Source organism: Proteus hauseri ATCC 700826, assembly GCF_001654965.1.
In the GTDB taxonomy this organism is placed as follows: Bacteria; Pseudomonadota; Gammaproteobacteria; order Enterobacterales; family Enterobacteriaceae; genus Proteus; species Proteus hauseri.
On the sequence record NZ_LXEV01000042.1, the window covers coordinates 1 to 1,229 of the forward strand.

General features: G+C 45.0%; 1 protein-coding gene. It reads left to right on the forward strand.

The features are described from left to right. Positions 1-1,184 (forward strand): elongation factor Tu (tuf, locus tag M997_RS17040; protein ID WP_064721309.1); only part of this gene is annotated, 1,184 nt, incomplete at its 5' end. Positions 1,185-1,229: the final 45 nt, after the last annotated feature.

A 1,229-nucleotide genomic window follows, 5' to 3' on the forward strand; every position in this document is an offset into this window, starting at 1 on the left:
TGTCTAAAGAAAAATTTGAACGTTCAAAACCGCACGTTAACGTTGGTACTATCGGCCACGTTGACCACGGTAAAACAACTCTGACTGCTGCAATCACTACAGTTTTAGCTAAAACTTACGGTGGTGCTGCTCGTGCATTCGATCAAATCGATAACGCACCAGAAGAAAAAGCTCGTGGTATCACCATCTCTACTTCACACGTAGAATATGACACCCCAAGCCGTCACTACGCACACGTAGACTGCCCAGGTCACGCCGACTATGTTAAAAACATGATCACTGGTGCTGCGCAAATGGACGGAGCTATTCTGGTTGTTGCTGCGACTGATGGCCCAATGCCACAAACTCGTGAGCACATCCTGTTAGGTCGCCAGGTTGGTGTACCTTACATCATCGTATTCCTGAACAAATGTGACATGGTTGATGATGAAGAACTGCTGGAATTAGTAGAAATGGAAGTTCGTGAACTTCTGTCTCAGTACGATTTCCCAGGTGATGACACTCCAGTAATCCGTGGTTCAGCGCTGAAAGCACTGGAAGGCGAAGCTGAGTGGGAAGCAAAAATTGTTGAATTAGCAGAAGCACTGGATTCTTACATCCCAGAACCAGAGCGTGCAATTGACAAACCATTCCTGCTGCCTATCGAAGACGTATTCTCAATCTCTGGTCGTGGTACAGTAGTAACAGGCCGTGTAGAGCGTGGTGTTGTTAAAGTTGGTGAAGAAGTTGAGATTGTTGGTATTAAAGACACAGTTAAAACAACTTGTACTGGCGTTGAAATGTTCCGTAAATTACTTGACGAAGGTCGTGCAGGTGAGAACGTAGGTGTTCTTCTGCGTGGTACTAAACGTGAAGAAATCGAACGTGGACAAGTACTGGCTAAACCAGGTTCAATCAAGCCACACACTAAATTCGAATCAGAAGTTTATATCCTGAGCAAAGATGAAGGTGGTCGTCACACTCCATTCTTCAAAGGTTACCGTCCACAGTTCTACTTCCGTACAACTGACGTAACTGGTACTATCGAATTACCAGAAGGCGTAGAAATGGTAATGCCAGGTGACAACATCAACATGATCGTTGAACTGATTCACCCTATCGCGATGGACGACGGTTTACGTTTCGCTATCCGTGAAGGTGGCCGTACAGTAGGCGCAGGTGTTGTTGCTAAAGTATTAAGTTAATTTCTAACTTATTGCTTGAAAAGGGCATCGAATGATGCCCTTTTT